At 68.4% G+C, this 25325-nt stretch carries 22 protein-coding genes; 4 read left to right on the top strand and 18 right to left on the bottom strand.

Annotation, left to right across the window (positions count from 1 at the left end; genetic code table 11):
• Positions 1-60: 60 nt before the first annotated feature.
• The 3 genes from ABD848_RS09905 to ABD848_RS09895 are packed head-to-tail and all read right to left on the bottom strand — an operon-like array spanning position 61 to position 2989.
• Positions 61-987: an ArsA family ATPase gene (locus ABD848_RS09905; RefSeq protein WP_344970267.1), complete on the bottom strand. Its 927-nt coding sequence runs from the start codon at positions 985-987 to the stop codon at positions 61-63.
• Positions 981-1262 carry a cory-CC-star protein gene (locus ABD848_RS09900; protein ID WP_344970040.1) on the bottom strand — a complete coding sequence of 94 codons (282 nt, stop codon included), beginning with the start codon at positions 1260-1262 and terminating at the stop codon, positions 981-983. The genes ABD848_RS09905 and ABD848_RS09900 overlap by 7 nt, the downstream gene beginning before the upstream one ends.
• A 5-nt stretch (positions 1263-1267) precedes the next feature.
• Positions 1268-2989 (bottom strand): carbon starvation CstA family protein, encoded by a 1722-nt coding sequence (locus ABD848_RS09895; RefSeq protein ID WP_344970037.1) that lies wholly within the window; start codon positions 2987-2989, stop codon positions 1268-1270.
• Positions 2990-3181: 192 nt separating this feature from the next.
• Here ABD848_RS09895 and ABD848_RS09890 point away from each other — a divergent pair, with 192 nt between their 5' ends.
• Positions 3182-3952, top strand: a complete 771-nt coding sequence (locus ABD848_RS09890) for a hypothetical protein (protein WP_344970035.1) — start codon at positions 3182-3184, stop codon at positions 3950-3952.
• A gap of 22 nt (positions 3953-3974) precedes the next feature.
• On the opposite strand, the gene thyX is transcribed toward ABD848_RS09890, so the two are convergent.
• From thyX to ABD848_RS09875, 3 genes are all read right to left on the bottom strand, one after another.
• Positions 3975-4772 (bottom strand): FAD-dependent thymidylate synthase, encoded by a 798-nt coding sequence (gene thyX, locus ABD848_RS09885; RefSeq protein ID WP_344970264.1) that lies wholly within the window; start codon positions 4770-4772, stop codon positions 3975-3977.
• A 492-nt stretch (positions 4773-5264) separates the two neighbouring features.
• Positions 5265-6071: an NAD-dependent epimerase/dehydratase family protein gene (locus ABD848_RS09880; RefSeq protein WP_344970032.1), complete on the bottom strand. Its 807-nt coding sequence runs from the start codon at positions 6069-6071 to the stop codon at positions 5265-5267.
• Between the two features lie 377 nt (positions 6072-6448).
• Entirely contained in the window at positions 6449-8686 is a 2238-nt protein-coding gene (locus tag ABD848_RS09875; protein WP_344970029.1) for an anthranilate synthase component I, read from the bottom strand.
• Positions 8687-9001: 315 nt separating this feature from the next.
• Here ABD848_RS09875 and ABD848_RS09870 point away from each other — a divergent pair, with 315 nt between their 5' ends.
• On the top strand, positions 9002-11308 hold the full coding sequence (locus tag ABD848_RS09870) for a HelD family protein (protein ID WP_344970026.1): 2307 nt from the start codon (positions 9002-9004) through the stop codon (positions 11306-11308).
• A 301-nt stretch (positions 11309-11609) separates the two neighbouring features.
• Here the strand turns inward: ABD848_RS09870 and ABD848_RS09865 are convergent, their stop codons facing one another.
• The 9 genes from ABD848_RS09865 to ABD848_RS09825 are packed head-to-tail and all read right to left on the bottom strand — an operon-like array spanning position 11610 to position 22581.
• Entirely contained in the window at positions 11610-12335 is a 726-nt protein-coding gene (locus ABD848_RS09865; protein ID WP_344970023.1) for an EthD domain-containing protein, read from the bottom strand.
• Positions 12336-12346: 11 nt separating this feature from the next.
• Positions 12347-12655: a muconolactone Delta-isomerase gene (locus ABD848_RS09860; RefSeq protein ID WP_344970021.1), complete on the bottom strand. Its 309-nt coding sequence runs from the start codon at positions 12653-12655 to the stop codon at positions 12347-12349.
• Between the two features lie 29 nt (positions 12656-12684).
• On the bottom strand, positions 12685-13740 hold the full coding sequence (locus tag ABD848_RS09855) for an ankyrin repeat domain-containing protein (protein ID WP_344970018.1): 1056 nt from the start codon (positions 13738-13740) through the stop codon (positions 12685-12687).
• Positions 13737-14192: a nuclear transport factor 2 family protein gene (locus ABD848_RS09850; RefSeq protein WP_344970016.1), complete on the bottom strand. Its 456-nt coding sequence runs from the start codon at positions 14190-14192 to the stop codon at positions 13737-13739. The genes ABD848_RS09855 and ABD848_RS09850 overlap by 4 nt, the downstream gene beginning before the upstream one ends.
• A 1-nt stretch (position 14193) precedes the next feature.
• Positions 14194-14658, bottom strand: coding sequence for a VOC family protein (locus tag ABD848_RS09845; RefSeq protein ID WP_344970013.1), 465 nt, complete (start codon positions 14656-14658; stop codon positions 14194-14196).
• Between the two features lie 23 nt (positions 14659-14681).
• Positions 14682-17159 carry an alpha-amylase family glycosyl hydrolase gene (locus tag ABD848_RS09840; protein ID WP_344970011.1) on the bottom strand — a complete coding sequence of 826 codons (2478 nt, stop codon included), beginning with the start codon at positions 17157-17159 and terminating at the stop codon, positions 14682-14684.
• Complete coding sequence (locus ABD848_RS09835) at positions 17156-18916, bottom strand: thiamine pyrophosphate-binding protein (protein WP_344970007.1); 1761 nt, start codon at positions 18914-18916, stop codon at positions 17156-17158. Before ABD848_RS09835 ends, ABD848_RS09840 begins: the two co-directional genes overlap by 4 nt.
• Positions 18913-20514: a DJ-1/PfpI family protein gene (locus ABD848_RS09830; protein ID WP_344970005.1), complete on the bottom strand. Its 1602-nt coding sequence runs from the start codon at positions 20512-20514 to the stop codon at positions 18913-18915. The genes ABD848_RS09835 and ABD848_RS09830 overlap by 4 nt, the downstream gene beginning before the upstream one ends.
• Before the next feature lie 33 nt (positions 20515-20547).
• Positions 20548-22581: an AGE family epimerase/isomerase gene (locus ABD848_RS09825; protein ID WP_344970002.1), complete on the bottom strand. Its 2034-nt coding sequence runs from the start codon at positions 22579-22581 to the stop codon at positions 20548-20550.
• 237 nt (positions 22582-22818) lie between these two features.
• Here ABD848_RS09825 and ABD848_RS09820 point away from each other — a divergent pair, with 237 nt between their 5' ends.
• Entirely contained in the window at positions 22819-22977 is a 159-nt protein-coding gene (locus ABD848_RS09820) for a hypothetical protein (RefSeq protein ID WP_344969997.1), read from the top strand.
• A gap of 426 nt (positions 22978-23403) precedes the next feature.
• On the opposite strand, the gene ABD848_RS09815 is transcribed toward ABD848_RS09820, so the two are convergent.
• The 3 genes from ABD848_RS09815 to ABD848_RS09805 are packed head-to-tail and all read right to left on the bottom strand — an operon-like array spanning position 23404 to position 24727.
• Complete coding sequence (locus ABD848_RS09815; RefSeq protein ID WP_344969992.1) at positions 23404-23637, bottom strand: DUF397 domain-containing protein; 234 nt, start codon at positions 23635-23637, stop codon at positions 23404-23406.
• A 56-nt stretch (positions 23638-23693) separates the two neighbouring features.
• Positions 23694-23873 (bottom strand): DUF397 domain-containing protein, encoded by a 180-nt coding sequence (locus ABD848_RS09810; protein ID WP_344969990.1) that lies wholly within the window; start codon positions 23871-23873, stop codon positions 23694-23696.
• Positions 23874-23881: 8 nt separating this feature from the next.
• A complete protein-coding gene (locus ABD848_RS09805) occupies positions 23882-24727 on the bottom strand; it encodes a helix-turn-helix domain-containing protein (protein WP_344969988.1) in 846 nt (281 codons plus the stop codon).
• A gap of 199 nt (positions 24728-24926) precedes the next feature.
• Here ABD848_RS09805 and ABD848_RS09800 point away from each other — a divergent pair, with 199 nt between their 5' ends.
• Positions 24927-25250 carry a cysteine peptidase family C39 domain-containing protein gene (locus ABD848_RS09800; RefSeq protein ID WP_344969985.1) on the top strand — a complete coding sequence of 108 codons (324 nt, stop codon included), beginning with the start codon at positions 24927-24929 and terminating at the stop codon, positions 25248-25250.
• The last annotated feature ends 75 nt before the right edge of the window (positions 25251-25325 follow it).

The raw sequence follows: 25325 nt of genomic DNA, 5'->3' as shown, positions 1-25325 counted from the left end.
CTCCTCATCCCCACCCCACACCGCGCCCAGGCCCCGCGGGAGACCGGGCCGCCCGCCACTTCACTGCGCGACGCCCAACTCGCGGGCGAGCGCGGCTAGGCGCTGCGCTCCGGTGGGCTCGGCCTGGGCCATAGCCAACTCCACCACTCCGTGGTCGGCGAAGCGCTCACGTACGGCCGTCAGCACCTCGGAATCGCCCTCGGGCGGGATCTGGTTGAGAATCACCGGGCCAAGGTGGAAACCGCCCTCGCGCAGGTGCTGCGCGGCGCGTTCGGTCTCGGCCAGGACCATACGCCGAGGGGTGAGCACGAGGCGCACCAGCGCGTCCTCGCGCAGCCGGCCGGCGGCGCTGCTGAGCCGGTGACGCCGCTCGTGCAGGCGTTGCAGGAGCGGATCGTCGGCGCTGGTGGCATCGGCGGCTCCGCCGGCACCGGCGGTCAGTGGTCCGGAGGCGCGGCGTTCGGCGGAGACGGCCCGCTCGCGCTGGCGGGCCAATCCCTGTACCCAGGGCGTGAGCAGACTGGGCAGGTCGAGCATGCGCAGCAGGTGGCCGGTGGGGGCGCTGTCGACGACCAAGCGATCCCAGTCGCCGGGCACTCGTTCGATGAGGTCGATCAGCCGGTCCGTTAACGCTGACTCGGCCATCCCGGGCCCGGCGGCGGCGTGGTGCAGTTGGCGGCGCACCGCCGGCATGACCTCGCGTGGCAGTGCCTCCTGGGCATCGTCGAGGATCGTGCGCACGCGGCGCTGCACTGTGGCTTCGGGGTCGGGCTGCACCCCCCACAACCGTTCGACCTCGGCGATGGGCTGCGGGCTGTCGCCCAGTGGGGTCGCGAAGGCGTCGCCGAGGGAGTGGGCGGGGTCGGTGGAGACGACCAGGGTCCGCAGCCCCGACCGGGCCAGGCCGAGGGCGTAGGCGGCGGCCAGCGTCGTCTTGCCCACCCCACCCTTGCCGCCGAGGATGGTGATGGCGGCCTGGCTCAACAGCACACTCCCGGGTCACCGAAGCTTTCCCGCCCCATGCGCTGGTGCCACTCGTGCAGGTCAGCGACCATATAGGGGATGGCGTCCAGCGTCTCATAGCCGACGGGGTTGGCCACGCCGAGCGTGTCGAGCAGCAGCAGGGCACGCAGCGTGTCCTGCTGGGTGCGGGCCTCCCGGCGCAGTTCGCGCTGCCACCGGGCCCGAAACCACGCCTCGTGGAACTCCTCGGCGTGGCGCCAGGCCCGGCGGAGCCGCTCCCAGAGCGGGCTGGGTGCCATCGACGTCAGGTCTCCTCGCTAGGGGCGTTTTCGGCCTGCTCGGTGGCGACGGCAGTGGTGCCGCGTCCGTGCCAGGCGCGGCGCATCGCCACGGCAGCTTCGACGATGAGCCACATCGCCAGCACGAAGATGATCACGTCGAGCGGAGCGAGTAGCCACTGGTCCTCCTGCACGAACTGCACGAGGTTGATGATCAGCGCCCAGGTGGTCATGACCAGTAGGAAGGCCAGCGGGATCAGCACGGCCAGCGGGTTGCGGCTGTTCTTGGTGACCCAGACCGCGACCACGGCCAGCGCCAGCCCGGCGGTGAGCTGGTTGGTGGTGCCAAAGAGCTGCCACAGGGTCCCGAAGGCGAAGTTACCCGGCATCATAGCCAACGCTAGGGGGACGACGACGGCGACGAGGGTGGCGGCGGTGATGTTGCGCGCCAGCGGTCGCAGTCGGACGATGTCGGCGATCTCCTGGACGATGTAGCGCTGCAACCGCACCCCGGTGTCCATGGTGGTGGCGGCGAAGCTGATGACGACGACCGCGGCGAAAACGGCGCCGACGGTGGTGGGGACGCCGAGGTTGGCGGCCAGCCCGGCGACACCGTTGACGAAGTTGCCCACGGCGCCGTCGGAGGCGGTGGCGAAGTCGGGGTAGAGGCCGTTCCACTCGGCGGTGGTGGCCACCACGCCCGCGGTGCAGGCCAGGATCGAGCACAGCGCGAGTGTGCCCTCGCCGACCGCGCCGAGGTAGCCGACGTAGCGGGCGTCGGTCTCGTTCTTGAGCTGTTTGGAGGTGGTGCCCGAGGAGACCAGGCTGTGGAAGCCCGAGATCGCGCCGCAGGCGATAGTCACGAACAGCAGCGGGAACCACGGCGGGGAGTCGGCGGGCACGTCGGCCACGGCCGGGGCCACGATCGTGTTCAGCCCCACGACCACGCCCAGCAGGATCACGGCCAGCGCCAGCAGCATCTGCTGTTGGTTGATGTAGTCGCGGGGTTGCAGCAGCATCCACACCGGCAGCCGCGAGGTCACGAAGGCGTAGGCGAAGATCAACACGATCCACACGGCGTTGGGGGTCACGCCCAGCGCGCTGGCGACCGGGTCGACGGTGATGGGCAGGCTCAGGCCCAGCGGGATGCAGGCGTAGACGATGAGCAGCGCGATGATCGAGGGCAGCAGGGCCGCGGTGCGCTTGCGGTAGATGTACTGTCCGACACCGATGGCCAGCGGGATCGTCACCAGCACCGGCAGGACCGCGCCGGGGTTGGCGATGAACAGGTTGGCGATGACCACGGCGAAGACCGCGTTGACCAGGGTGATCAAAAAGAAGATGATCAGCAGGAACAGCGTGCGGGCGCGGGTGCTGATGACCTCGCTGGCCAGCGTGCCGATGCTCTTGGCCTTGTGGCGCACCGAGACCACGATCGCGCCGAAGTCGTGCACACCGGCGGCGAAGACCGTGCCCAGGACGACCCACAGCAGCGCCGGGAGCCAGCCCCAAAAGACCGCGACGGCCGGCCCCACGATGGGCGCCGCCCCAGCGACCGAGATGAAGTGGTGGCTGAAGACGATGTGCTTGTTGGTGGGGACGAAGTCGATACCGTCCTCGTAGGCGTGCGCAGGAGTGACGAACGCCGGATCTAGGGCATAGACGCGGTTGGCCAGATAGGCCGAGTAATAGCGGTATCCCAGCGCGAAGACGCCGAGGACCACGATCATGACGACGACTGCCGGCACGCTCATTCCTTCCAACCGATATTTAGTTCCCCCGCGAGCTGCCGGGATCGACCGGCCACACACATATCCGGGGCGCAGGGGGGTCGTAACGTCCCGTAAGGCCCCATGACGGTAACATGAGACTTTCATCACGCAATAGGGGAGATCTTGGGAGATATTGTCACGGTTTGGCAGCGAGCAACCGTCGGGGAAATGGGCTGGTTGAGCGCTGATGGCCCTAACGCGCTACCCGTCGTGCCGCTGGTGTGGGAGGGGCGCCCCTGCGTCGCGCTGCCACTGGCCCACCTCGACGCGGTGGAGAGCATGACCAGCGGGCGCGCCGTGTTCTGCGTCAGCTCAGGGCAGCCCCAGGGCGAGCACCTGGCCGCCACCGCCGCGGCCGGACCGGTCGACATCCGCTATGACCTGGAGGGCGCACGCTTCGTGGCGCACCTGTTGGAACAGGAGGTCGTCAAGCACCCGCCCACCCGGCTGCGGGCCGACTCGCTGATGGCCCGCCGCGAGAACTGGTGGTGGGTGCCGCGGGTGATCGTAACCCTGATCGACGTGGAGCGGGAGTACCGGCTGCCCGCTCGCAGCCGTAGCGAGGACGCGCTGCTGTTGCGCTGCGGTGAGCAGCCGGTGGGCGTTCCTGAGGTGACCACCGTGACCGCTCGCTCCTGGCCCGCCGAGTCGCAGACACCGGTAGAGCTATGGCGCCGCGACGGCGGCTCGCTCGACGGTTCCGGCGAGCCGGCGTTCGCGTTCGGCCACCAGTTCAGCCCCGACTTCGAGCGCTGGGAGCGCTGGTATCGCCGGGGCCGCCTCCACGGCGAGGTGCTGCACCCCTGGGCCGCCGCCGGGGCGCCCACGGCCCAGCCTCGCCCGTTTGGCCTGGTGGAACGGGTACGCAACCACCGTTTGGTGGCGCGCGACTGCCGTTGGGGGATCGCTGCCGCCGAGGCGAAATTGGGACAGCGCTAACAAGGCGCGAGCCCGCCGGTTATTAGACCTTGCGCCAGGCGGGCACCCACGCGCCGTCGTCGACCTCGAAGTCGCCGAACAGGGCGGGAGCCTCTTCGACCATGACCTCGCCGATGCGGGCGAACAGCAGCCGGATCTCCTCCTCGGCGCCCGGCGCGGTGCGCGCCTGGAGGGTGTGGCGCAGCGTGCGGGCATTGGCGGTCCACACCAACCCGGTGGCCACCCCTTCGGGGGCGAAGCGACGCATGAAGGAGGTGCGGTGCTTCTTCTCGGCGAAGCGCACCTCCTCTTCGTCGAGCCCGAAGTGGTCGGCCAGCCAGCGCTGGAAACGCTCCATCTCCCCCAGCATCTCGGTGGCGCGTTTCATCAGCTCCGGGTCGTCCTTGGCCCAGTCAGGGAACCAAAACGGCAAGTCGGTGAGGCGCACGAAGCGCATGGACTCCTGGGAGATCGCTGTGCCCGGCCGGTGACGGACCAGTTCGTGGGTGAGGACCCGGCTGACGTTGTGCAGCACGAAGCTGAAGCTGAGGTGTTCCAGCACCGAGCCGTGCATGCTGCGCAGGATGTTGCGAAGGTAGTCGCTCTGGTCGGTGCGGACCCGGGTCACGTTGGGGTTGAGCCCGGGCTCCCAGGAGCGGTAGCACAGCCGACCGGCGAACTCGGCCAGGTTCTGCGGGTCGTTGAGCTGGTCGTCGAGCTCGCCGCGGTCGAGACGCTCCAACCAGCTCTGCCCGCCCACGTCGGCGAGATAGCGCGCGATCTCGTCGTAGTCCAGCTCTGGCCGCGCGATCAGGTGGACCTCGGGCTCGACACTCTTCACCACGGCTAGTAACTCCCCCACACCCCGGCCGGGCGTCACGGGGCCGGCCGGGGACCATCGATCGGTCAGCACGGCGGTCGGACGCACCCCCTTCGCGGCGTCACGCCGACCACTCGACCGAACCTAGCACCCGCGGTGGACACAGCCGAGCGCAACCATGGGAGCCGGGCCTCATCCACCCGAGGTGGCACGAGCCGGAGGCGCCATAGGGCCGATGCCACCGACCAGAAGCACCATCGCCACGGCCCTGGTATTGACCCGCCAGCACGACCGAAAACAATCTACCGGGAAAATACGGTATTCGAGGTCAACCGAGACGGATGTGAACGGGGCGGTTGAGCCGCAGTGGCGCCGGGTGCCGGTAACAAAGCCATGAAACCGCCACCGAGCGCCACCGAGCGTGGTCGTCGTGCCGCCGATCTTTCAGGCCGCCGTGGCGAACCCCGCGGCTTGCCCGCCCAAGCGCGGGAGACGGTCCAAGACGTCTCGGCGCTACTTGGGCAAGTGCGGCAGGATCGCCTCGACGTCGGCGAGATCGCCGGCTTGCGGCCCGCCGTGCCAGAACGGATCGTCGTCGGGGAAGTTGTGGGCAAAGCGTGAGGCGTCGTCGACGGGACGGTACCCCAGCTCGCTCTCGCCTGCGGTGAGGTCCCAGAAGCGGCGGGCGTTGGCCGAGACCGCGTAGACGACGGTGAACGTCACCGTCTCCGCGGTCAGGGCGGCCCGCACGAACCCCACGCAGTCGCGTGGGCTGAGCCACGTCGCCAGGTGCCGGGTCTGCGAAGGCTCGGTGGCAAACGAGCCGAACCGCAAGGCGACGACCTCCAGGCCGAACTTGTCGGCGTAGAGCTGGCCAAGCGCCTCGACGGCAACCTTGCTGACACCGTAGAACCCGTCGGGCCGCGGGGGCTCGTCGGGAAAAACGTGGTGGTGGATCGGGTAGTGGCCGGTGACCCGGTTACTGCTGCCCAGCACGACGCGACGCACGCCGGCGCGGCGGGCTGCCTCCAGCACAGTGAAGGTGGTGTTGACATTGGCTTCCAGCAGCTCGGCGAGTGGAGCTTCCGCAGAGCGCGCGGCCAGGTGCACCACGGCGTCGGCCCCGTGCAGGGCCTTGTCCACGGCGTCGAGATCGGCGACGTCGCCCGTGATCACCGTCTCGTTGTCGCTCTCGGCCGTCAACGACTCGTTGTCGAACAGCACCAGTTCGTCGGCGTCCTCCCGTAGCCCGGCACGCAGCGTGGAGCCCATGCTCCCGGCCGCACCGGTCATCACGATCCTGCCTAGATTCGCATCCATGGTTAAGAAGCCTATGAGCCAGAAGAGCCATATTCACCGCGAGCTCGCCAGGATGCGTTCTCCTCGTGCCGGGAGACTCCGTGGGGAACGGCACACTCGGCCACGCCATAACTTTACGTACTTTTTGGGTCCCCGGGGGTCACTGTCGACGGCGGCAGGTGCTGTCGCCGCAGGAGCGCCGGTCATGGCTTTAACGCCGCGGGGAGCCTAGGCGCAGCGCACGACGGTATACCGTGAGGCGATGACGCTTCGGGGCGCCCCGGAGCCGGCCGCCCACAACGGTCGGGGAACACCGACAGCGCGGGTCCCAGGCAGCGCCGGCCCGAGACCCGCGAACGCTACGGGCCGCTGTCGCCCCAGCGGGGCGACAGCGGCGGTCAGGCCGGCACACGCGCGGCGAGGTGCAGCACCCGCGCGATGATCCCCTCCCCCACCGCTGCGGTGAGGATGGACTCCGGATGGAACTGCACCCCCCAGCGCCGGGCGTGGGGGTCCTCGATGGCCATGACCACCGGCTCCTGTTCGCCGTGGGTGGCCTGGTCGACTCCGTCCTCGACGACGGCGGTGACGTGGTACCCCTTCACCCGTTGGGGGGTGGTGTAGGTGGAGTGATAGCGGGCGGCGGTGAAGACACCGTCCTCCCCGGTATCGGCGAGGATGTCGCCCCCCAGCACCCGCACCCGCCCGGGTTTTCCATGCACGGGCTCGGCCAGCGTCAACAGCTCCCCCCCGGCGTGCTCGACCATGGCCTGCAAACCCAGGCACACGCCCAGCACGGGAAGCGCGCGCGCCTGTAGTTCGTCGAGCAGCGCGGCGGTGTCGAAGTCGGAGGGCAAACCAGGGCCGGGCGAGAGGATGACGAGGTCGGGGGCGAGTTCGTCGAGGATGGCGGGGGCGAACCCGTGGCGCAGCGTGGTGACACTGGCCCCGTGGCGCCGTACATAATCGGCGAGGGTGTTGACGAAGGAGTCCTCGTAGTCGACGAGCAGGACGTTCATCCCCTCGCCCGGCAGCGGGTGGGTTGGGGCGGGCTGGTCAGCGGCGGTGTCGGCGGCCGGGGCAGTGGACTCGGCCAGCGTCTCCAGCAGCGCCCGGGCCTTGAGGAAGGTCTCGCGCTCCTCGGCCTCGGGCTCGGAGTCGTGGAGCAGGGTGGCGCCTACGCGCACCGTGGCGACGCCGTCGCGGATCTGGGCTGTGCGCAGGGTCAGGCCGGTATTCATGGAGCCGTCGAAACCGATGATGCCCACGGCCCCGCCGTACCAGCGCCGCGGGGTGCTCTCGTGGTTCTCGATGAAGCGCATGGCCCAGTTCTTGGGGGCGCCGGTGACGGTCACGGCCCACATGTGGGTGCAGAAAGCGTCGAGGGCGTCGAACTCCGGGCGCAGTTGCCCCTCGATGTGGTCGACGGTGTGGATGAGTCGGCTGTACATCTCGATCTGGCGGCGACCGATCACGCGCACACTGCCGGGTTCGCACACGCGGGACTTGTCGTTGCGGTCGACGTCGGTGCACATCGTCAGTTCCGACTCTTCCTTGGTGGAGCTGAGCAGTTCGCGGATGTTGTCGGCGTCGTCGAGGGCGGTGGCGCCGCGGCGGATCGTGCCCGAGATGGGGCAGGTCTCCACTCGTTGGCCCTGCCCCGGCGTGCCACTGACCCGGACGAACATCTCCGGTGAGGCACCGACGAGGTACTCCCCTTCGGCCAGGTTGAAGAAGAACTCATAGGGGGCGGGGTTGCGTTCGCGTAGCCGCTCGTAGAAGCGTGCCGGCGAGTCGCAGGCGGCATAGGTGCGGTGGCTGGGCACCACCTCGAAGAGGTCGCCGCGGGCGAAGCGCTTCTTGGCCTCGGCGACGATGGCGGCGTAGCTACCGGGCTCGGGGGGCGGCGGGACGTCGGCGGTGACCACGGGTGGGGTGGGGGCGGTGGTGCGCGGCAGGCCGTCGGTGCGCACCGTGCCCTGCGGGGTGTGCACCGCGAAGTCGTAGGTGTGGCGCATGCAGGTCTCGCGCTTGCGGTCGCGCACCACGATCTCGTCGGGCAGGTGCAGCACCAGGTCGCGATCAGTGGGGTCGCGGTCGAGCACCTGCTGCAACGGCTCGAATTGGAAGGAGAGGTCGTAGCCGAAGGCGCCGTGCAACCCCAGGTGGGGGTCGTCCTCGGTGGAGCAGGCGAACACCGCCACCACCGAACGCAGCGCCGCGAACACGCCGGGGCGGCGGCTGCGGCGCTCCTCGGGCATGCCCGCCAGCGCGGCCTCGTCGGGGGCGGGGATGGCGATCTCGAAGGTGTCTACGGCGGACTCGGCGGGCTCGGCGGACTCTCCGTGGGGAGCCAAGGCGGCGGCGACAGCGGGAAGGAGCACCCGTCCGCGCTCGTTGAGCGCGGTGGCGGTGACGCGGCGCCCGCGGGCCACGAGCTCTAGACAGGGGTCGACATAGCCCATGTGCCACCGGCTGTAACGGCCGGGGTACTCCATCCCGGAGGAGAGCACGCCGCCGCGACGGTACTCGACCGCCGCAACAAGGTCGGTGAGCACATCGGGGTGGCAGTCGGTGGTGGTACGCCGGATGGAGATTCCGCCGGCAGTGCGGTAGGAGTGTGAGCTCTCGGCCACGGGCCAATCCCTTTCGCGCTGGTCACGCGATACCCGAACCGGGCGGGAAAGCGAGAGGCGACCGCCGGTACGGGCGGTCGCTACTGAGGTCGTGAGGAACGTGCGAACCTTTGAGCGCCGCCTAGGAGCGGCGCCACCACTGGTGACAGTTGATATTCATTCGCACGGTGGGAAGTGTAGCAACCATACGGCGAACCGTGCAGCCAGAAACACCGCGGAAGTCCAGTGAGGGTACCACCACGCCGGTCGGCACTGCTAAGCTAAACGCAGAAAAATAGAGATAAAAGAGCCCTCATAATAAGAATAGCAGAAGGTATGGATTTCCGTCAATATGCCGACACTGCCGCCGCCCGCCGCTCGGCCGTGCGTAGCGAGCAGGCTTACGTTTCCAAGCTCTACGCCCGGCTCGACGAACTGCGTGAACGGACTGAGACGGCGCTGCGTGCCGCCCACGGCGATCACGGTACGGGAACCGAGCAGGCACTCTTTGAACGCGAGGTCACCTCCGAGGAGCGTGCCCGGCGCCTCTCCCAGCTCCGCGGTGTCGAACGCGGGCTGTGCTTCGGCCGGATCGACCACACCGACGGACAGCGCCACTACATCGGCCGCCTCGGTCTGCGCGACGAGGAGCACGAGTCGATCCTCGTCGACTGGCGTGCCCCCGCCGCCCGCCCCTTCTACGCGGCCACCCCCAGCGCCCCGGGGCTGCTAGCACGCCGCCGCCACCTGCACACTCGGGGCCGCACCGTGACCGACCTCGACGACGAAGTATTCGACCTGGATACCCTCAGCGAGCACGACCGCCGCACTCTCGTGGGTGAGGCCGCGCTGTTGGCCTCGTTGCGCCAAGGCCGCACCGGTCGGATGAGCGACGTCGTCGCCACCATCCAAGCCGAGCAGGACCACGTGATCCGCTCGTCCTTGCAGGGGGTGCTCGTCGTGCAGGGCGGCCCCGGTACCGGCAAGACTGTCGCGGCGCTGCACCGCGCCGCCTACCTGCTCTATACCCACCACGACACCCTTTCGCGGCGCGGCGTACTGGTCATCGGCCCTAACGCGACGTTTCTGCGCTACATCGGACAGGTGTTGCCCTCGCTAGGCGAGACCGACGTCGTACTCTCGGCTCTCAACGAGCTGTATCCCGGCGTACGCGCCACCGGTGTGGAGCCGGCCTCGGCAGCCGTGGTCAAGGGAGACGCGCGCATGGTCGACTTCGTGGCCGCGGCTGTGAGCGATCGGCAGCGCGTCCCCAGCAAGGGGCTGGCGATCGACCTCGACGGCATGACCCTACGGGTCGACGGCGCCGCCTGCCATCGGGCGCGCGAGAGCGCACGGGCGCTGTACAACTTCCACAAACCCCACAACATCGCGCGCAAACTCTTTGTGACCGAGATGCTCACATTGCTGGCCCGCGACGAGGCCGAGCAACTGAACCGGCCATTGGACGAGGAGGACCTGCCCCACGCGCGTGCCCTGCTATGGCAGGAGCCTGCTGTGCGCGCGGAACTGACGAAGCTGTGGCCCGAACTGACTCCGCAGCAACTGCTCACCGACCTGTTCGCCGACTCCGAAGCGCTGCGCTCAGCCGGCGAGCGGGCGGGGCTGAGTCAAGCCGAGTGGGAGTCACTGGCGCGCCCAGCCGAAGCGCCGTGGACGGTGGCCGACGTGCCGCTGCTGGATGAGGCCGCCGAACTGCTCGGTGCCGACGACTCCGCCGAGCGTGCCCGGCACCGCGCGGCGGAGCGGGAACGGGCCGCGGAGGAGCGCTACGCCCAAGGAGTGTTGGAGGTCACCGGGCTCTCCGAGGAAGGGGCACTCGACGCCGCCGCTCTGGCCGAGCGCCACCGGGCGCCAGGACCGCAGCGCACCACCGCCGAGCGCGCCGAGGCCGACCGAGGCTGGGCCTATGGACACGTGATCGTCGACGAGGCCCAAGAACTGTCGGGGATGGCGTGGCGGATGGTGACGCGGCGGGTGCCCACGCGGTCGATGACCGTGGTGGGCGACATCGCCCAGACCAGCGCCGCCGCCGGTGCCCGCTCGTGGGCGCAGATGCTCGACACCCACGTCAAGGGGCGGTGGCGCGAACAGCGCCTACTCATCAACTACCGTACGCCCGCCGAGATCATGGCGGTGGCCGCCGACGTGCTCGCCAGCGTGGCCCCCGATGAGGAGCCGCCGGAGTCGGTGCGCTCCGGCGGCGCGCTACGCGCGGTGCGCGTGAGCGGCGACGGCTCCGGCGAAGAGGCGGGCGAAGGCACGGTGGCCGGGCTGGCAACCGCGCTTCCCGCACTGGCGGCCGAGGAGTGCGCGCTGATCGGTGAGGGGCGGGTGGCCGTTTTGACTCCCGACGCCCGCCACGGGGAGGTGGCCGCGCTGCTGCCCGATGCCGCGGCGGCGGCCACACCCGAGGCCCTGGACACGCCCGTGGCAGTGTTGACGGTGACTCAGGCCAAGGGGCTGGAGTTCGACGCCGTGCTTTTGATCGACCCGGCCGGCATCCTCACCCAGTCTCCCAAGGGCGGTCACGACCTCTACGTGGCCATCACGCGAAGCACCCGCCGGCTGACCGTGGTCCACGAGGGCGACCTCCCGAGAGAGCTGTCACGGCTGACGGGATGACGTCTCCTGGCGTGGGGCCGGTGAGGTGATGCGGCCACGGGGGCCATCCACCCCGCGGGCAGGTGAGCGCGACGCTCAGCGGCATAACCCTGCGGGGGCAGAGACCTCGACCGGCGGGCCGGTGGAGACCACGCCCCTGCGGAGCTCGTGTCACGCCCACGGCAGGGCGAACCGGCGGTGGGCGTGCGCGGCTCCAGGGGTGCGCTGCCGGCGAAAGGCCGCGCCTCACACCACGAGGGTGCCTACAGGAAGCCGCCGGTGAGTTCGGCGCGGGCATGTGGTGGCGGTGGCCGCCGGGCGTTCACCGTGCCGCCATCGCCTCCTCACGGGGCTGCGGGCCGACCACCCAGTGTTCGTGACAGGTCATGGAGAACACGTAGTTCGGATCGGCCATCCGGTCGCGTTCCGGACGGACCTGCTGCTCGTAGGCGGGTGAGGCCAGCGCTTGGCGCAGCGCGGCGCGGTCGGCGAACCACATCTGCTCCACGCTGTCGAAGGCGGCCTCGCCGAAGATGTAGCCGCCGTCGCGGGTATGGCAGTGCAGGTAGCCGGTCAGTCCGGGCAGGGTGGCCACCGCGGCGGCATAGGAGCCCAGCGTGCGTTCGCGGTAGTCGCTCAGCGCCGTGCCGGGCATGCGTTTGAGCAGCGTCGTCATCTTCACCCCGGCCGCGGCCGGGTCGTGCGGGAGCCCGGGCCCCACCGGGTGCTCGGTGGTGTCGATGACGATGGTCTGCCAAAACGCCGCCCAGTTGGGCTCGTCGGCCCGCGCTCCCTGCAAGAACTCCTCGGTTTGCAACGAGGCGAGCTGTTCCTCCTCGTTGTCCAGCCAGATCTCGGCGATGCCCTGGTGGGGCAGCGCAGGCACGCCCAGGTCGGCCTCGAACGGGATGCGGGTGTCGATGAGGTAGCGGCGTATCTGCGGGATCTTGGCGGCGTAGCGCACCGCGTGGACGTTGAGCCAGTAGTCCTGGAACTCCTCGACACTCATGCCCGGCTTGGGCGCGGCGAAGATGAACTGGTGGATCACGGCCTCTCCCTTTAGACGTTGTAGTGCTGCTGGACGTCTTGGGCGAAGCCGCCGTAGTCGCGCAGCGGCCAGACGATCTCGAAGTCGAGGTACTCGCGCATCGGCAGCCGCCCCAGGGCGGTGCGGTCCAGCTCCTCCGCCGACTCCATGTCGACGACTGCGATGACGCGCTTTTGCGCCGCCACCTTCCAGATCCCCACGACCATGCCCGATTCGATGGTTTCTTGGGCGTGCGCCGCCTCCCGCGCTTCGATCTCCCACAGCTCGTCAAGGCTGATGCGGCCCTCATGGTTCCAGCGCATCTGTACGTAGAACAGCATGCCGGATCTTTCCTTCCCCGTGGATTGCGTCAGTGCTGCGTCGTCCCCACCAGATCGACGAGTGGGTGGGAGTGCCCGAAGGTCTCCACAGCGATATCGGCCGGAGTCTTGCCGTCGTGGCCAAGCAGGTCCCGGCGGGCACCGGCCTGCACCAGCACCCGGGCGCACTGCTCGTAGCCGTGCCACAGCGAGTCGTGCAGGGCGGTATAGCCGTTGGTCGCCCCCTGGTAGTCCAGGTCGATCTCCGGCTGGGCCACGAGCATCTCGGTGATCTCGGTGTGGCCGTTGTAGACCGCCTTGTGCAGCGGCACCCCGCCGAAGGTCGGCTCGACGGCGTTGGCGTCGGCGCCGGCGGTGAGAAGCTCACTGACGATGACGGTATGGCCATCGCGACAGGCCACCAGGAGCGGCGTGTGGCCGTCGTTGAATCCGCCCAGGATCGGAGCCCGAGCGTCGACCTCGTAGCCTTGGGCCAGGGCGGTGCGCACACCGGCAAGGTCACCGGCGACAGTGGCGGCCATCACTTGCTGCCGGCGCACCTGTTCAGCGTCGTCCTCCTCGCGCCGGCGCAGCAACTGCTCGGCGTGGTGCAGCCGGTCTCGCCCCAGTTGGTTGACGTTGAACTCGTAGTCGAAGTGCTCCTTGAGCGAAAACCCGTAGTGGGTCGACAGGTTCAGGTTGGTGCCCTGGTCGAGCAGGTAGCCCACGATGTCGGGATGTTTAAACCACAGCGCGTCCATCAGCGGGGTGTGTCCGGTGGTGGGCACTACCGCGTCGATGAAGGCTCCGGCTTCGACGAGCAGCCGCACGACCTCCGGGCTTCCCCCTTGCACCGCCTTGTGTAAAGCGGTGGCGCCGGCGCGGCCATCGCCGGTGTGGATGTCGGCTCCGGCGGCCAGCAGCGCCTGGGACAGCCCGACGTGTGCCTGGCCGGCGGCGATCATCAGCGCGGTGAGCCCGCTGTCGGAGTCGCGGATGTTGGGGTCGGCGCCGGCTTCGAGCAGATTGGCGACCGCGTCGAGGTCGCGGCTCCACACCGCCGCGACGAGCCGATCGTCGGTGTGGTGTTCAGTGGCGACCGTCATGCTCGCTCCCCGCCGCCCGTCTCACCGCGCAACGCGCGGATGATCTGCGAGGGGTCCGTGTAGGACTTCCAGCGCACGATCCGACTGTCAGCCACGGTCAGCCACTGCACGAACTCGATGGTGAAGGCCATACCGGTCTCTTTGACCACCGACTCCTCGTGGACGACGCCGGCGGCTTGGTCGTCTTGGGCGATCAGCCGCACCAGCCGTTCGGAGCGCACGTCGACGCGGTTGGTGAAGGTGCGGAAACTGTCCAGGACGGCCTGACGGCCGTGGTAGGTGCCGATCCAGTCCATGTCGGTGTTGAACCCTGGCACGGGGGTGTAGTTGATCCATTCGACGTCAGGGTGCAGGCAGTCAAGTGCGGTTTCGATGTCACCGGAGGTGAGCGCGTCGAACCAGCGTCGCGCGACCTCCTCGGTGGTGCGGGTGCGTTCGGTGCTGACAGTCATGTCACTCCTTCGACGGGTGAGGTGCGGACAGTTCGATGAACTCGATGAGGTTGCTTTCCGGATCGCGGACGAAGAAGGCGGACACGCCCAGTTCCGGCAGGAACGCCGGCGGCATCGCGACGGTGACGCGACGGTCCCGGATATGGGCCAGCGCGGCGTCGAGGTCGGCCACGTAGAAGGTGAGTTGCGACAGCCCCCGGGGACTGCCGTGTCGGGGCGGGTCCTGGCGGGGCGCTCCCGGCTGGGAGTCGCGCTGTTCCAGCAGCTCCAAGCGCAGCCCCTGGGCCTCCAGATAGGCGACGCGGGCTGCCAGGTCGGTGAAGGCGCGCTGCTGGGCAAGGCGAAACCCGAGGTTGTGGCAGTACCATGCGGCGCTGGCCTCCAGATCGGCCACGGACAGGCAGACAGAGATGCTGTGCACCCCCAGCGCGGCGGCAGCCGCCTCCGGCTGGGTAGACGTCGCCATAGCGCCCTCCTTCACTGGCGCGGCTATCCTGGCGTTGCTCTGGCGGGCTTGGGCACATGTTCGAAGACGACGAAGCCGGCCCGTGGCACCACGGCGGTCAACTCGCCGCGGGGGGCCGGTAGTTCGGCGCCGAGGTTGCCTTCGTTCCAGCCCCGGTAGACCTCGGCGTCGCTGTTGAAGATCTCGCGCCACCAGCCTTCGGGCGCCCCGGTCAACCAGTAGCCGGCGTCGTAGGGCCAGTCGTGCAGGTTGGCCACCACCAGCGCGGAGCGGCCTTCGTGGTGGCGGTGGAAGGCGAGTACACGGTTGTCGTTGTGGGCGTGGACGATCTCGACATGGCGTGAGCGCAGCATCGGCAGGCTATGGCGCAGGTCGATGATGTCGCGGTAGAACCGCATCAGGTAGCGCCCCTCCCCCATGGCCTCGGCCAGGATGTTCTCGCGGTGCTCGATGAAGTCGTCGTAGCGGTAGTCCTCGTGGGCGCCGGCCTCCTCTCCCATGAAGAACATGGGTGTGCCCGCCGACAGCAGCGACATCCCCGCGGCGAAGCGGGCGCGCGCCTCGGCGTAGCGGCGGGTCTCGCCCACCAGCGGCGCGTCGTTGACGGCGATGGCGATGGTGCGCCCGGAGTCGCCGCGAGCGTGGCGGGAATTGCCGGCTTCGTCGTGGGATTCGTGGTAGACGACCTTGTCCTCGCCGCTGGCGCTCAGCACGTGGGCGAACGTGGTCATGTTCAACGGCCGGCCGTCGGCGAAGGCGGCCTCGGTGATGAGGTTCGCCGATCCGGCGTGGCCGGTGTCGCCGACCAGGTTGTGGTAGAAGTCGGAGTACCACACGGCGTCGAAGCCCAGCCCGCCGGCCTCGGTGGAGCGGGTCAGCGCATCCCAGCCGGAGTGGTCCTCGGCGATGAGCATGACGCCGGGGTCGATCATCCGCAGCGTGCGGCTGAACTCGCGTAGGAACTTCGCGCCGAAGGCGTTGGCGTGGGGCAGTGGCCGCCCGTCGGCGTGCAGCGCGGCGTAGGCGTGCATGGACGTGGTCTGGTCCACGCGGAAGCCGTCGACGTGGAACTGCACCATGCTGGCGATCGCGCTGGAGATGAGGTACTGGCGCACGTGCTCGTCCCAGTAGCGCGGCGCCCACCCCGTGGACAGGTTGTCGACGTAGCCGCCCGTGACGCCGGGCGGGTCGGGGTAGTCGCGGTAGTCGGCCTCGGTGCCCTCATACCAGTAGTAGATGTTGTCGGGGTGGGAGTCGGAGTCGTAGGCCCACTGCGCGCGCTCGGAGTTGTGGTGGTAGTGGTTGTAGACCACGTCCAAGATCACGGCGATGCCGCGCTGGTGACAGGCGCGCACGAAGTGTTTGAGCTGGTCGCGCCCGCCGCCGCTGCGTTCGACGGCGTAGTAGTGCGAGGTGCCGTAGCCCCACGAGGACTTGCCTTCGTACTCGGCGATGGGTAGCAGTTCGATCGCGTTGACCCCGAGTTCGGTGAGGTGGTCGAGCATGCGCAGCGCGTCCGCGAAGTCACCGGGGATGGGGTGGCCGTTCTCGTCGACGTCGCCCGCTCCCAGCCCGGCGAGGTGCATCTCGTAGATGACCAGGTCGTCGACCGTGTTCGGGACCGGCTTGCCCGGCGTGAACTCGTTGCGCCAGAACTCCTCGTCGGGAATCCACTCGCGGGGCGGCCAGTTGGGTTCGCTGAAGTGGCGGGTGGAGCGGTCGGGGTCGATCACTACCGACGCGCCCACGGTGCCGTCGAGGTCGCGGAAACTGCCGGAGAAGCTTTGGCCGGGCTCCAAGTCGGCCGGGTCGACGTCGCCGCGGCCGATCTGGGTGCGCGAGTACAGGTCGGTGCGGTAGGCGGTGCGCCCGTTGTCCTTGACCACCTCGTACATGTAGGGCAGTTCGCGCAGCTTCTCGAAGTCGGCGAGGCGTTCCTCGGCCGGATGGGTGATCCAGATCCCCTCCTGGTCGCGCTGCATCGGAATCCGCCCGATCGACTCGTCGATACCGCTGCCGTCGGGGGCGATGTAGCCACTGACCGGGTCGGCGAAGACCACCGAGACCTGCTGGGCGTTGGGCGCCCACACTGCGAACTCCAGCCGGTCGGCCCCCTCGGCGGTGTAGCGTTTGTTGGCGCCCAGCCGGCGGGCGGTGTTGAGCCAGTAGCGCTGGGGCGCCGGTTGGTCTTGCAACGTGAAGCGACGGTGGCGGGTGGTGTCGGCGGTGTCTTTGACCTCGGTGGGGATGGCCCACACGTCTTTACCGCTGGGGCCGTCGACCAGCACGCCCCAGGCGTAGTCGGTGCCGATGTGCTCGTCGGGCAAGTCCACGGCGGCCCGAAATGCCGGGCAGCCCGACTCGTCGACGAACTCTTCCATGGGCACCGTGGCCCAGTGCTCGGCGGGGTGGCCGGTCTCGTCCCAACTGCCGCACAGGCGGGCGTTGGCGAAGACCGAACGCGGGATTCCGGTGTGGTAGAAGAACTCCACCTGTGTCATGGCTGTTTGACCTCCTGCACCTCCGGGGTCTGGTTGACCTCGCGTTCGAGGTGGACCTCGACGAGGAACGGGCCGTCGTGGTCGAGCATGGCGCCCAGCGCCGGCCTGATCTCCTCGAAAGTGGTGACGCGCCGGGCGCTCACCCCCAGCCCCGCCGCGATGTCGACGAAGTCGACGCGGGGCGCGGAGAGGTCGAAGAACCACGGGAACTGCGCTGTGGGGTTGTGCTCTCCTCGGTCCATCCGGTAGTCGACGAGGTTTTCCTTAAGTAGTCGGTAGCTGGCGTTGTGGCAGACCACGAGTTTGACGTCGATGCGGTGGTGGGCCGCGGTCCACAGCGCCTGGAAGGTGAACATCGCGCCGCCGTCGCCGGTGAAGCCGACCACGGTGCGTTCCGGGTGGGCGAGCTTGGCGCCGACCGCTCCGGGGATACCGATCCCGAGCGTGCCGCCGGGCGTCTGGAAGAAATCCCCCGGGGTGTGCGGCGGCAGCCACCGGGTCAACTCCGGCGAGTGAGTCAGCGCCTCGTCGAAGATCACCGTGTCGTCGGGCAGCAGTTCGGCCAGTTGTTCGGCCACGGCCGACATCCGCAGCGGGACCTCCTGGCGCGCCTGCCGGTCCTGGGTGAGCTTCGTCTGGCGCTCGTTCTCGCGGCGCTGGCGGATCTGTTCGGTTCTGCGCTGGGCCGCGGCACGGTCGGCGTCGGTGGCGACCTCGCGCACCCGCGTGGTCAGCTCGCGCAGCGTCAGCCGCGGATCGCTGGCCAGTCCCATGGTCACCGGGTGGTTCTTGGCGATGGCCGAGGCATCCAAATCGATGTGCACGATCTGGGCGTCGGGTCGGAATGGGCTGGTGACCAGCGGGAACACGTCCGGGAAGAGGTAGGTGCCGCACACCAGCACCGCGTCGGCCTCGGCGACCGCGGCCCCGCTGGTCTCGCCGAACATGTGGCCCATGAGCCCGGCGTTGAGCGGATGGTTCCACGGAAAGTTCAGCTCCGAGGACATCGACGAGTAGACCGGCGCGCCCCAGGTCTCGGCGAAGTCGACGAGTTCGGGCAGCGCCTCGCTGGTGGCGACGCCGTCGCCGACCACGATGACCGGTGACTGCGCCCCCGCCAGCAGTTGGGCCGCCTCTCGGACCTGCTCGCGCTGGGGAACCACCCGGGTGTCGGGCACCACTGTGGGCACGACCGGCTCGTCGTTGGGCTGGTCGAGCACGTCTTGGGGCAGCACCAACAGCACCGGGCCCTGCGGCGGGGTCGCCGCGATCTTGCGGCAGCGGCGCAGCAGCCGCAGCACGCTGGTGGGGTGGACGGCGCGGGTGGCGTACTTGGTGACCGGCCGCGCCATCCCCACCAGGTCGGCGGACATGTGGGCATCGAGCGGCTCGTAGGCCACGCCGGCCTCCCCGGCCAGGATCACCATCGGCGTGTGGCGCTGCATCGCGTGGTAGATGCTGCCGATGGCGTTGCCCAACCCGACGCCGCTGTGCAGCAGGGCCACGCTGGGGCTGTGGGTGGCCTGGGCGTAGCCGTCGGCGCTACTGACCAGGGTCGCCTCCTGGAGCCCGAGCACGTAGTCGATGTCGGGGAAGCGGGCGATCTCGTCGAGCAGCCCCTCCTCGCTGGAGCCGGGGTTGCCGAACAGGTAGCGCACCCCGTCGGCGCGCAACTGTTCCAGCAGGCGGCGGTGGCCCGTGGTCTCGGTCACCGGCTCGGCGGTGGCCGGCTGGCGCGGGATCGACGATGTGCTCACCAGCCCCACCTCCGTAGCCCGCTGTCGAGGACCTCCACCAGCTTCTGTCCGGTCAGGACGCTGTCGCCGGTGGAGCGTCCGGTGATGAACGGGTAATCCACGATCACGCTCGTGGGGTGGCCGAAGTTGCCGTGGTAGGCACCATCGGGCGCGGTGGCGTCGCGCAGGATGAACTCCAGCGGGTAGGGCGGCGGCCCCATGTTGAAGTCGAGGAACTTGCCGCGGTCGGCGACGAAGTGGGTGCCGTCTTGGTAGTCGTACTCCAGGCAGTGGCCGGTGACGTGCTTACCCGCGATGATGCTGGCGCGCTCGTTCATGTCGCGGGCGAACGCCAGGCACGCCACCCCGTAGCACTCGGCGGCGATGGGCTTGTCCTCGGCGCGGAAGGCCAGGATCAGGTCGTGGACCCGCTGGTTGTTGACCATGTCCACGATCGGGCCGGCGCCGCCCACGATCAGCAGGGCGTCGTAGTCGTCGACGGCGCGCGCGGCCCGCTGTAGCTCCTCGCGGTAGGTCTCCAGCCGGTGGACGAACTGGGCGGCGGCGAAGTAGGGCCGCCGCGGCAGCCAGTCGGCCAGGCTGATCGGGTTGTTGAGCCGCGCCCCCTGCCGGGTCGTCGGGTCGTCGATGTCCTTGGTGCGCTCGGCCATCTCCACCGAGGTCACGGGGCGTTGCAGCGGCGGGTCGAAGAATTCCGGGTCCATGCTGACCGGAATCGCGTTGGGCCGCCTGCCGTTGGGCGTGCAAAAGTCCACGGTGTAGTTGGCCTTGTCGAGCTGGTCGAGCGGGCCGATCAGCTCCTCGCCCCAGTAGCCCCACTCCGATAACAGCACGAGGACACGCCCGGCGCCAGAGGGTCTGCTACCCCGCCCCGGCTGGCGTTGGGAGGCGCTCGACGCCGCGGTTGTGGCCGTGCCCGCCCCGGCGGACTGGAACCGCTCGGGGTTGTCGCGGCGGTCGATGATGAGGTCGCGCACCGTATCGACCATTACGTCGGTGGCGTGCCACGAGGTCGTCGTGACCAGGTCGTCGTCGACGACGACCTGGTGGGGCTCGTCGCTGCCGTCGGGCGGCGGGGTGTAGATCCCGCCGGCGTTGACGACGTCGGCGATCATCACCCCGTTACAGGTGACCCGGCGCCCGGCGAGCAGGTCCGGCGACGGGGTGAGCAGCCACAGCGCGTGGCAGGGCGCGGCCTTGACGACGCGCCTGTCCTGCATAGCGCGCCGCATGAACCGCACCGCCGGCACGTTGCGCACGGCCTCGGCGGCGCCCTGGCTGGTGGGCGGGTGCTCGACGTAGCGCATGCGCACCGTGGGGTAGTTGGCCACGGGGATGACCGCGTCGTAGCCGGTCGGGTCGACGTGGTCGACGTCGATATCGACCTCGATCCACTCCAGCTCGGGCACGTTTCCCTCGCCGTCGGGCTCCACGGTGGAGTAGAACCGCTGGCTGGGCGCGCCCCACAGCCGCGAGACGAGGTCGACGTGGGCACCGTAGTCGGCGAAACGCTGCTGGATCGCACGGAGTTCGCCCGGGATGTACTGGCTTTCGATCAGCACGGCCACCCGTGCTCCGGCCAAGGGCTGGTCGGTCATGGTGCTGCTCCTGGTATCGACGTGTGACGGCGGTCAGTGGACGGCGAAGCGGACGGCCAGCGAGATCGAGCCGTCCTCGCTGCTGGTGGGCAGGTCGTCGACCAGGATCTGGAAGTCGGTGGGGTCGTGGGGTTTGAGGTCGGTGGTGTAGTCGACGCCGTTGGCGTGGATTTCGGCGATCTCGACCCGGCCGGGCGGCACGAAGTCGGGCAGGACGTTGATGCTCTCCTGGCCACGGGTGTTGAGCACCTTGAAGTAGAGCGTGAAGTCACGGTCCTCCTCGTCGCGCTCGACATAGGTGCGGGTGTAGAGGTGGGCCAGATAGTTCAACTCGAAGGCGTGGTAACCCGACACCGAGTGCCCGCCCTTCTGGCCGTACATGCCTTGGACGATGGGCAGCCCGCCCTCGGTGGCGCGGAAGAAGATGCCCTGGTTGTCGCGGTCGAGGAAGAACAGGTTCCAAAACGCCGCGCACTCTTGGGCCAGTTCGAGATAGTGGCGCTCATGCGTGGCCCCGTAGAGGGCGAGGTAGGCGAGGATGCCCTGTTCCTGCTGCCAGAAGTCCTTGGTGGTCTCCCAGGTGAACTCGATGGGCATGCCGTTGTGGGGTTGGCGTTCCACCGCGTCGAAGACACCACCGTGGAAAGGATCGACCGCTCCGATCTCGGCCATGCGATCGCCCAGGCGGCGCGCCAGCTCGATGCACTGGCGGTGCAGGGCCTGGATGCGTCCGGCGGCCTCGTGCTGGCCGCGGTTGGACAGTTCGCGCTCGTAGTCCTGTAGGTAGAAGGAGCAGCGGGTGAGGTTCCAGGCGATCTTGAGGTTGTGGCCGACGATGGCGCGGTTTTGCTGCCAGCGGTACTCGTGGTCGGGTGTCCAGTCGGCGTGGAAGCGCTCGTTGACGTAGTCGCTGTTCTCGTCAGGGAACTTCTGGGTGATCAGCGAGACCGTCTCCTCCAGCATCGCGATCGCGTCGGCCTGCAACGACTCCAGCTCCTCGCGGCCCGAGCGGCGGGGCAGCGGGTCCAGTGCCAAGATGAGGTTGACCAGGTAGGCCGGGATGTGGTCGCCCACCGAGTTCCAGTTCTTACGGGAGCGGTTGGCGCCGAGCGCGGCGACGTCGGGACGGCGGGTGACCGGGTCCAGGTGGGAGAAGTAGCCGCCCATCCCGGGGAAGCCGCGCTCCTTGGCTTCGGGGCTGTCGCGGAAGTAGTCGTAGAAGGTCCGCAGCGTGCGGCGGATGTCCTCCAGCACCGCCCAGTCGGCGGTGATGCGGTAGTACTGCGCCAGCCCGGCCAGGGCGTAGATCTGCTCATACAGCGGGATCGCCCCGTAGTCGTCGCCGAACTCCGAGGCGGGCAGGAGGCGCTCGCCCACATCCTCCCTACGCCGGCCGAACGCCCAGAAGCAGTGCTTGCCGTCGTGAGACAGCGACCGGAACGCCTGGCGCTGGTAGTCCACGGCGGCCTTGGCCGCATAGAAGTAGCGCTCGGTCCCGGTGAGCAGATAGGTCGAGGCGAGCCCGTAGATCAACCGCGACAGGGTGGCGCACTCCTGGACCGTGTTCTGGCCGGCCTGACCCAGCGGGTTGAGGTAGGTGCGGTAGGAGCGGGCGAAATCCTCGCTGGTGTACTGGCGCTCTCCAGAGAAGAGTTGGTCCAGCCACCGATCGGCCAGCCGACTGATCTGGTCGATCCACCAGTGAGTCTCCTCGAACCCGTACGTGCCGCCGCGCTGGGCGGGCAGCAGGTAAACGATGCGCCCCTCGAAACGCTGCCGATCGTCGTATTCGAGGTTGTTGCCACGAGCGAAGACAAGGGCATCCTGGGCAAGGTAACGGTGCAGGTTCTGCAAAACCTCGTCGCCGCCGTAGTTGTCCATGATCTCGGTGCGGTCGCGCGGCACCCCGTCCACATTGGACATGACCTGGTAGTTGGTGGTCTCCCCGACGTTGACCTCGACCACGTCTCCGCCGCGGGTCTGTAGCGTGAAGGTCTTGTCGTTGTCGTTGATGCCGGTGACCTTGCCAGCGACCGTCATCGTCTCCGCCTGGCTGTTGAAGCCCATGTACTCCCCCTAGATACCGGTGTTGTGCAGTGATACATCGGTTGATCGGATGGCCCTATCTCGACCGCTTCCCCTCGCCCCCGAGGAGCGGAAGCGGTCGGTGTCGCCGGCTGCGGCCGGCCATGCCCGATCCCGGGAGCCCGTGATCCGAACGTCACCGTCCCGTGCTCTCCCGGTTACAAGATGCGACCCGCCACAGACCTACCGAAAACAGGGGACCACAAACCCCGAAACCGGGTGTCCGCTTTCGGCCCGCCCTTGCTTTACGACATCCGACAACCTGCGATCACCACGGAGAAGAGCGGGAAACAACCTCACGGCATGGGCGATCTCGTCGCCGTGGCCACTCTCGCGACCGTCCTCGTCGCGGTACTGCTCCTGGCGCAAGGGCGCTGAAGGGGGCTGCTGATCTCGACGCCCGACGCTGGGGTCAGACGGGTAACGGGGGCGGCGAGGACGGGTGGTGTGGCGGCGCGGGCACCGAACCGGTGCAGCCTGCTGGGGATGGCGGCGGAGTGAAGGCTGATCTGCGGGGCATGATCGCCACGAGAATGGCCGCTCGGCGATTCTCGTAGCCCAGAATCGCCGAGCGGCCATTCTCGTCGTGATCACGGCGATATCGGATACGGGACCCGCCACCGGTCTTCGCCGTCCCGCGTCACGCCCTCAGTCCCGGAACGCCCGGCCGTCGACCGCCCTCGCCGCCGATCGTCACCGGCCGCCGCCCCAACGGGGATCAGCCGGTGGGCACGTGCTGCTACGGCACCTTCCAGACCTACACGGGCGTTCCATTCCACCGGAAGGGGAAGCGCCGGCCGGCCACTACCGGCTCACCTCGCGCAGGAAACGCGCCCACTCCTGGGCGCTGAAAACCAACGGCTCACGCTCAGGGTGCTTGGAGTCCCGAACCGCGACCAAACCCGACGCCCGAGCAACCTCAACACAGTTGACCTCGGTTCCGCTGTAACTGCTCTTACGCCAGAGAGCCACCTCAACGCAGTTGGTCTGGGGACCGCTATAGCTGCTCTTACACCACTGAGGGGGAGAAAGCTCCATGGTGGCGACCCTAGTTCGCCACCATGGACGATGAGGAGTGGACGCAACGGCAGCTTCTACTTACCCACCTCGCGCAGGAAACACGCCCACTCCTCAACGCTGAACACAAGCGCAACATCATCAGGACGCTTGGAATCCCGAACCGCAACCAAACCCGACGCCCGAGCAACCTCAACACAGTCGGTCTGGGAACCGCTATAGCTGCTCTTACGCCACGCGGCGGTGGAAAGATCCATGGTGGGGCTCACTGTTCTTCGTAGGTGTCAGCTATCGATGCCAGGAATCGCGCGGATTCCGATGCCTTCAGGGCTACGTTTTCGAGCGTAGCGGCATCCGCGAGGTAGAGGGCGGTGTCCTCGTGATCGTCGAGGAACAGGCTGGAGGTCTTGTTCTCCAGATGGACGATGGTGGGTGCCTTGCCGTACTCCAGGATCACGAAGGAACCGTCGAGTCCGAGATGTCCGCCGGCGCTGAACGGCAGAACCTGGATAGTGATGTTCGACCGTTTTCCCATTGCGAGGAGATGGCGAACCTGCTCGGCCATGACCGCTGCGCCACCGAGGGGGCGCCGCAGGACAGCCTCGTCGATGAAGGCGTGGAACTCCACAGGATCGGAACGAGTGAGCACCCCTTGGCGCCCCATCCGCGTCACGACCCGTGTCTGAGCTGCTGACGCTGAGACGCCCGAAGCCAACATGACCGCGTGTGCGTACTGCTCTGTCTGCAACAGTCCCGGCACGTAGGCCAATGACATGGCGGTAATCCGCGTAGCCTGCGACTCGAAGCTGATCAGCGAGGTCAACTGTTTAGGCAACCCCGAGTCACCAGTCTCCCACCAGCCAGGTTTGTCCACCTCGCGGGCCAGCCCTACGAGGCGTTCCCGCTCTTCCGGAGTGGCCCGATAGACGACCAGCATCGCCGCGACTTCCTCTGAAGTCACGCCGCGTTGCCCGGTTTCTATCCGACTGACTGTGGATGCCGACCAGCCCAGACGCTTACCGACCACGGTCGTCGTCAGCCCAGTGCGGGTCCGCAGTTCCTTGAGTTCAGCTCCCAGACCACGAGCGCGAACCGTTGCCTTACGCGGCACTTCGTCCTCCTTGCCCCGACAAACACGGGAGCATGCTAGTCAGACAGCAGAAACTACGGAGAGTTTTCCCCAGAACACTTGACTTCTTTTCTGCAAAGCTTAGTCTTTTCTGCAAAGAAAGTCACCGGGAAGTGTCTCACATCCTCGCTCAGGGACCGGCGGGGACGTGGCACCACCCGATTGCTCGTCTGGAGGAGCAATGCCCCCTGAAACATCCGGCGGCGGCAGGGTCGCGCTGTATCCCTACATCCGGCTTGAGGAGGGGATGCTGGAAGAGCACCCGGCGACGTTCGCGTTGATCCTGCACAACGAGCGCGACGGCCACGAGTACGTGGTGATGCTGGGCGTGGTCGTGGGCGAGGTGATCATCAGCTACCGGCCCGGCATCGGCGTGCGGCTGGTGCGCGACTGGGAGTCCGTCGAGGCCTTCGCCAAGGAGCGCGCCCGGGGGTTCGCCTACCGCATCCACTGGTACGACCCCGGTTACGTGGCCGAGGACGAGGAGATCCGGACCCGCTGCTAGTCGTATACGAAAGCATGGAGGCCGGTTGGCCCGTTCCCCCAGGACGGGCCAACCGGCGGCTCAGGGAAGAGCACC

The organism is Salinactinospora qingdaonensis (assembly GCF_039539445.1).
GTDB lineage: Bacteria > Actinomycetota > Actinomycetes > Streptosporangiales > Streptosporangiaceae > Salinactinospora > Salinactinospora qingdaonensis.
The sequence above is the reverse complement of the archived record's forward strand: the minus strand, read 5'-3'. Positions and strand labels throughout refer to the sequence as shown.

Bases quoted from the DNA above. Each gene is read 5' to 3' on its own strand.
- ABD848_RS09900 (WP_344970040.1), bottom strand. From the start codon at position 1,262: ATGGCACCCAGCCCGCTCTGGGAGCGGCTCCGCCGGGCCTGGCGCCAC.
- ABD848_RS09890 (WP_344970035.1), top strand. From the start codon at position 3,182: ATGGGCTGGTTGAGCGCTGATGGCCCTAACGCGCTACCCGTCGTGCCG.
- ABD848_RS09880 (WP_344970032.1), bottom strand. From the start codon at position 6,071: ATGGATGCGAATCTAGGCAGGATCGTGATGACCGGTGCGGCCGGGAGC.
- ABD848_RS09870 (WP_344970026.1), top strand. From the start codon at position 9,002: ATGGATTTCCGTCAATATGCCGACACTGCCGCCGCCCGCCGCTCGGCC.
- ABD848_RS09860 (WP_344970021.1), bottom strand. From the start codon at position 12,655: ATGCTGTTCTACGTACAGATGCGCTGGAACCATGAGGGCCGCATCAGC.
- ABD848_RS09855 (WP_344970018.1), bottom strand. From the start codon at position 13,740: ATGACGGTCGCCACTGAACACCACACCGACGATCGGCTCGTCGCGGCG.
- ABD848_RS09850 (WP_344970016.1), bottom strand. From the start codon at position 14,192: ATGACTGTCAGCACCGAACGCACCCGCACCACCGAGGAGGTCGCGCGA.
- ABD848_RS09845 (WP_344970013.1), bottom strand. From the start codon at position 14,658: ATGGCGACGTCTACCCAGCCGGAGGCGGCTGCCGCCGCGCTGGGGGTG.
- ABD848_RS09840 (WP_344970011.1), bottom strand. From the start codon at position 17,159: ATGACACAGGTGGAGTTCTTCTACCACACCGGAATCCCGCGTTCGGTC.
- ABD848_RS09830 (WP_344970005.1), bottom strand. From the start codon at position 20,514: ATGACCGACCAGCCCTTGGCCGGAGCACGGGTGGCCGTGCTGATCGAA.
- ABD848_RS09825 (WP_344970002.1), bottom strand. From the start codon at position 22,581: ATGGGCTTCAACAGCCAGGCGGAGACGATGACGGTCGCTGGCAAGGTC.
- ABD848_RS09815 (WP_344969992.1), bottom strand. From the start codon at position 23,637: ATGGAGCTTTCTCCCCCTCAGTGGTGTAAGAGCAGCTATAGCGGTCCC.
- ABD848_RS09810 (WP_344969990.1), bottom strand. From the start codon at position 23,873: ATGGATCTTTCCACCGCCGCGTGGCGTAAGAGCAGCTATAGCGGTTCC.
- ABD848_RS09800 (WP_344969985.1), top strand. From the start codon at position 24,927: ATGCCCCCTGAAACATCCGGCGGCGGCAGGGTCGCGCTGTATCCCTAC.